Source organism: Draconibacterium sp. (assembly GCF_041583095.1).
In the GTDB taxonomy this organism is placed as follows: domain Bacteria; phylum Bacteroidota; class Bacteroidia; order Bacteroidales; family Prolixibacteraceae; genus Draconibacterium.
The window spans coordinates 1-5,129 of the sequence record NZ_JBFHGM010000331.1; the positions used below are offsets into that span (position 1 = coordinate 1).

The 5,129-nt window shown below is 41.0% G+C and carries 5 protein-coding genes and 1 tRNA gene; 3 read left to right on the forward strand and 3 right to left on the reverse strand.

Annotation, left to right across the window (positions count from 1 at the left end; genetic code table 11):
* Both ABZB17_RS20300 and ABZB17_RS20305 read left to right on the forward strand, forming a co-directional pair.
* The coding region (locus ABZB17_RS20300; RefSeq protein ID WP_372653060.1) for a gliding motility-associated C-terminal domain-containing protein at positions 1–2,026 on the forward strand (2,026 nt) is incomplete at its 5' end.
* Between the two features lie 38 nt (positions 2,027–2,064).
* The gene (locus ABZB17_RS20305) at positions 2,065–3,015 is read left to right on the forward strand and encodes a type IX secretion system membrane protein PorP/SprF (protein ID WP_372653063.1); all 951 of its coding nucleotides are present in this window, start codon (positions 2,065–2,067) and stop codon (positions 3,013–3,015) included.
* A 22-nt stretch (positions 3,016–3,037) separates the two neighbouring features.
* Here the strand turns inward: ABZB17_RS20305 and ABZB17_RS20310 are convergent, their stop codons facing one another.
* Genes ABZB17_RS20310 through ABZB17_RS20320 form a run of 3 tightly spaced genes read right to left on the reverse strand, consistent with a single transcriptional unit; the run spans position 3,038 to position 4,445 of the window.
* On the reverse strand, positions 3,038–3,232 hold the full coding sequence (locus ABZB17_RS20310) for a bacterioferritin-associated ferredoxin (protein ID WP_372653066.1): 195 nt from the start codon (positions 3,230–3,232) through the stop codon (positions 3,038–3,040).
* Between the two features lie 20 nt (positions 3,233–3,252).
* Positions 3,253–3,663, reverse strand: coding sequence for a secondary thiamine-phosphate synthase enzyme YjbQ (locus ABZB17_RS20315; RefSeq protein ID WP_372653069.1), 411 nt, complete (start codon positions 3,661–3,663; stop codon positions 3,253–3,255).
* Entirely contained in the window at positions 3,663–4,445 is a 783-nt protein-coding gene (locus tag ABZB17_RS20320) for an HD domain-containing protein (protein WP_372653071.1), read from the reverse strand. Before ABZB17_RS20320 ends, ABZB17_RS20315 begins: the two co-directional genes overlap by 1 nt.
* A 145-nt stretch (positions 4,446–4,590) precedes the next feature.
* On the opposite strand from ABZB17_RS20320, the gene ABZB17_RS20325 reads away from it, so the two are divergent.
* Positions 4,591–4,662, forward strand: a tRNA-Arg gene (locus tag ABZB17_RS20325).
* Positions 4,663–5,129 lie beyond the last annotated feature (467 nt).

The following is a 5,129-nucleotide window of genomic DNA, read 5'->3' on the forward strand; positions in this document are numbered from 1 at the left end:
AACTGTAACTGTTTCGGACAATACAGCGCCAACTTTCAACGAAACATTACCTGAAGCAGAAATTACTGCTGAGTGTGATGCCGTTGTTGAGGCTGACGTGCTGACCGCTTCTGACAATTGCGACTCAGATGTTCCGGTGGTATTTACTGAAACAAGAACTGACGGTGACTGTGCAAACAGCTATACTTTAACCCGTACATGGACAGCTACTGACAACTGTGATAATGAAACTTCATTTACACAAACTGTAACTGTTTCGGACAATACAGCGCCAACTTTCAACGAAACATTACCTGAAGCAGAAATTACTGCTGAGTGTGATGCCGTTGTTGAGGCTGACGTGCTGACTGCTTCTGACAATTGCGACTCAGATGTTCCGGTTGTATTTACTGAAACAAGAACTGACGGTGACTGTGCAAACAGCTATACTTTAACCCGTACATGGACAGCTACTGACAACTGTGGTAATGAAACTTCATTTACACAAACAGTTATTGTTTCTGACAACACAGCTCCTGTAGTTACCTGCAACGACATTACTGTTCAACTGGATGCTAACGGTGTTGCAACCATAACTGTTGATGATATCAACGCCGGTACAACTGATGCCTGCAGTGGTATCGACACCATGTTTATCAGTCAGGAAACATTCTTCTGTGGAAGCGTTGGTGAAAACGTAGTTACATTAACTGCAATTGATGAATGTGGAAACGAAGCAACATGCACGGCTATTGTAACTGTAGAAGAAGGTGAAGCTGATTGTGGTTTCGATCCATTCAATGCAAACGATGACATTCTGACTTTGATTTACTGTCCGGGCGGAACAGTTTCAGGAAATCTTGATTTGTTTGCCAACGATGAAGGATCTACCCGCGAGAATGTAAGCTTTACTATTCTTTCGGATCTACCGAATGGAGTAAGTGTTACAGATGGTAATTTAGCCTATGTAAATGAAGATCCAACTGAAGCTGTGATTACATTCACTTACTCAGTATGCCATACAGTTAATACTGAAAACTGCGACACCGCAGAAGTAACTATCCAGGTTCTGTTGGATAGCGACTGCGACGGCGTACCTGATAACGATGATATCGACGATGACGATGATGGTATTCTTGATATTATTGAGGAAGAAAATGCACTTGATCAAACATCATTGGATTCAGATGGCGATGGTATTGTAGACCGTTTGGACATTGATTCTGACAATGACGGTATCGTTGACAACATCGAGTGGCAATCAACAATTGCAGAAGATGGAGAATATGACTATATCCTTCCTTCGGGAACAGATTCAAATGGCGATGGATGGGATGATGCCTACGATCCTGCAAACAATGGTATTACTTACGAACCTTGGGATATGGACTTAGATGGTACTCCAGACTACCTGGATACCAATACGGATAACGAAGGAGAAGACGATAATATTGAAGGTTGGGATGAATTCCCTAATGACTCTATTGCAGATGTAAGCTTCATTGGCAACGATGCTGACCGGGATGGTCTGGATGACGCATACGATACTTACAATGCCATTACCGAAGGATGGTCGCGCGGATTAAATGCTACCGGTTCCGATGCGTATCTGCAGGATACAGATAACGACGGAGTACGTGACTGGAGAGATGCAGTAGATGACAGAACACCTCCTGAGCAGTTTGCATGTGGCGAACCGGTTATTCCAAACGCCTTCTCTCCAAACCAGGATGGTTACAACGATTATTTCAAAGTAATGATCTATTGTACAGGCGACCAGGGCGGCAGTGAAGAAAGAGTACTCGGAGACGATTACACGAATGCCAGAATAGAAATCTTTAACAGATGGGGTAACCTGGTTTACGAGAAGGAACGCTATGGAAATGAAGACTACTGGGGAGATGTTGATGCATGGTGGGACGGAACATCGATGCACGACATGCAGGTAGGTAACGAGAAGTTACCAACAGCAACCTACTACTACATCTTATACTTTAATGATGGAAGTAAAGAACCTATTACCGGATTTATATTCCTAAATAATTAATTGATTAATTAATGAATGTCAAATCTGAAATAATTAAAATGATGAAAGCAAAATTAAATATAATCAAAGGTTTAGGGATTCTGGCAATAGTAGTAGCAGCATTTACCTCAAATGCCCAACAGGATCCGATGTTTACACAATACATGTTCAATACGCAAACCATCAACCCGGCGTATGCCGGTACATGGGAGTCGGTAGGATTTATGGCCCTTGGACGTCACCAATGGACCGGTTGGGACGGAGCTCCTACAACTTATACCTTCTCGGTACAGGCTCCACTTAAAAATGAACGTGTTGCACTGGGTTTAAACGTACTTAACGATAAAACCGGGTTGGAAAAACGCTTTTATGTTTTTGCCGATTATTCTTACCTGGTTCCTTTAAGCGAGAAAACAAATTTGAGATTGGGACTAAAAGGTGGTTTTACCAATTACTCCAACAATTTATCAGAGTATACCATTTTAGACCCGGGCGACCCGAATTTTGCAGGTGAAATAAAAAATGCATTCAAACCAAACTTTGGTGTAGGTGCCTTTTTATACAGTAAAAGAGCCTATGTAGGTCTTTCAGTTCCGAAACTGGTAAGCACCACCTTTGAAAACGATATGGAAAGCTTTTCGGTTGAAGGAGAACTACGTCACTATTTCCTGATTGCCGGTGCCGTTTTTGATATGGGTGAGAATATAAAATTCAAGCCTACCATGTTTACCAAAGCATCGTTTACATCTGAAACAGGTACTCCGCTTCAGTTCGACCTAACAGGAAACTTCCTTATTAAGGAGAAATTCTGGCTCGGAGCCATGTATCGTACCGGATCTTCTTACGGTTTTATTGCCCAATGGATATTTGACCAAAAACTACGTGTTGGTTATGCCATTGACTTTACTACCAACAATATGAAGCATTACAGCAATGGAACACACGAAGTAATGATTTCTTACGAACTAAGATTTAAGAAAGAAGAAGTAGTATCGCCAAGATACTTCTAGAAAAAATATTTTGATGTTGTGTTTAGAACCCGAGTCGCAGCTTTCCTTGTTGTGGCTTGGGTTTTGTTTTTTTATGCGCTTCAACCAAACCATCAATAACAGGCAAACAACGACCACAAGATGTTCCGGCACGTGTTAACGATTGAATTTGAGCCGTAGAATCGGCTCCCTTTTCCAGCAGTTTTTTAATCTCTGCTTCATCAACAAAATTACACATACATACCAGCCTGTTTGCCATTATCTTTCAGAATCAATTAAGGTTATAACAATATTTCGGGAATTTCTTGGCCCGTCGAATTCGCATAAAAAAATATTCTGCCAGGTAGATAAGCCCATTCTGCCGTTAACAATCGGAATGGTTTCGTCTGGCCCTACCAAACCGGCTTTCAGGTGCGAGTCGCCATTATTATCCTGTTCATCGTGTTCCCACACTCCGGCGGGTATCAGTTTCTTCATTAGGCTAACCACATCATTCTGCACCGAATTATCCCAGTTTTCCTGAATCATAATTCCTGCTGTTGCCCCCTGTACATAAACGTTTACCAAACCACAATTTATTCCGGCCATCTTCACTTCTTCCTCCACATCAGGAGTAATGTCAACCAGAATATTATGCTGTGGTGTTGATACCGTTATGATTTTCTGCATCAGGCAATAAGTTTGTTTTCTACAAATACTTTTACTTTTCGGTAAATTTCAATTACCGTATCGTTTTTGGGCATCGAGTTATAGATTTTCTCGAGGTAACGCTTTTCCATCATTAACTCGAACGACGGCCTGTAGTTTAAATCGTACACCCACGAAAGCTGCATAACTTTTATATCAAGTTCGTTGGTAATACTTTCTTTAGCCACGGGGGCTCCGTTTAATATTTGTTTCGACACATCTTTCGATACCGTTCCTCCTTTTGGCATTTCCCAGGTTAAAGTATGATTTGGCGTTGCCTTTGGATTGGAATAATAATCGGTTATTACACGAAGGATATCCAACTTATCGGCATCGCGGATGAGTTTGGCAAAAAGCCGTTCTTTATCCGACAAATCTTTTGTAAGGCCCAGTTTATTGTGCTGCCTTATCCCCAGCAACATCAGTTCTACCTGACCATCATCCAAATCATTAAAAAAGTCGCCTTGCCGTAAAACCTCAATTCCCAGTTCTGCATGATCGACTGATTTGGCATCATTAAAAGTATTGTATTCTTTCAGTTGCCGAAACCTTCCGATGTCGTGAAACAATCCGATTAAATAGGCCAGTTGAGCTTCCGTTTCGTTGAGCTCCATATTTTTAGCCAGTAGTAAAGCAAGATCAGCAACACGCAGTGAATGGTTTTTCTTTATCTCGAAATTTGTAAGCTGATCTTCGCTAAGTCCTGTAAAAGAGTCAACGTAATCGTTAAACTTCTTTATGGCCAGTCCTGTTCTCTCCTCCATAGTCATAGCTTTATGCTGACAAATGTAGCGATATAAAAAAATGTGCGATAAGTGGAGCGGACGATTTTATCAACATTTATTGGAAAGCTAACTTGCAATTGCACGGTGCACATTCGGGAATTTTGTTACTTTTGCAGCCGATACCGGTCCCATAGTTCAATGGATAGAATACAAGATTCCGGTTCTTGCGATCTGGGTTCGAATCCCGGTGGGATCACCTTACGGGACAAATTCAAAATTGATGAATTTGTCCCATTTTTTTTGCCTCCTATTTTATTGTCTATCAATAGAATATATTCCAAAGCTTCATTTATTCTTGTGGTTCGAAACTGAATTCCGTCAAATGTCAATTTTTCGGGGAAGACCGAACCAATGATTTTTCTTTTCTGGGTAATGCTGCCATTCTCGTATAATGAATCAAGGTTGGAAATACTGCTAATCGCCTTGTCCCATAAGGGTTCTATGTTTTCAGAATCACTTATGGAGCCAGTTAATTTCGCTTCAAGCCTGGTAATTCGCGTTTCAATTTCAGATTTCATTATGCGATAGTCTTCAGCCTCAATATCTCCACATAAAAGCAATTCCCTTGCTTTGGAAAGGCGTTTATTTTCTTCCTGCAACTGTAGCTTTATTTGCTGGATATCTCCCTTTTGAGCTTTAGTTTTTTCATTATAACGGTTCACT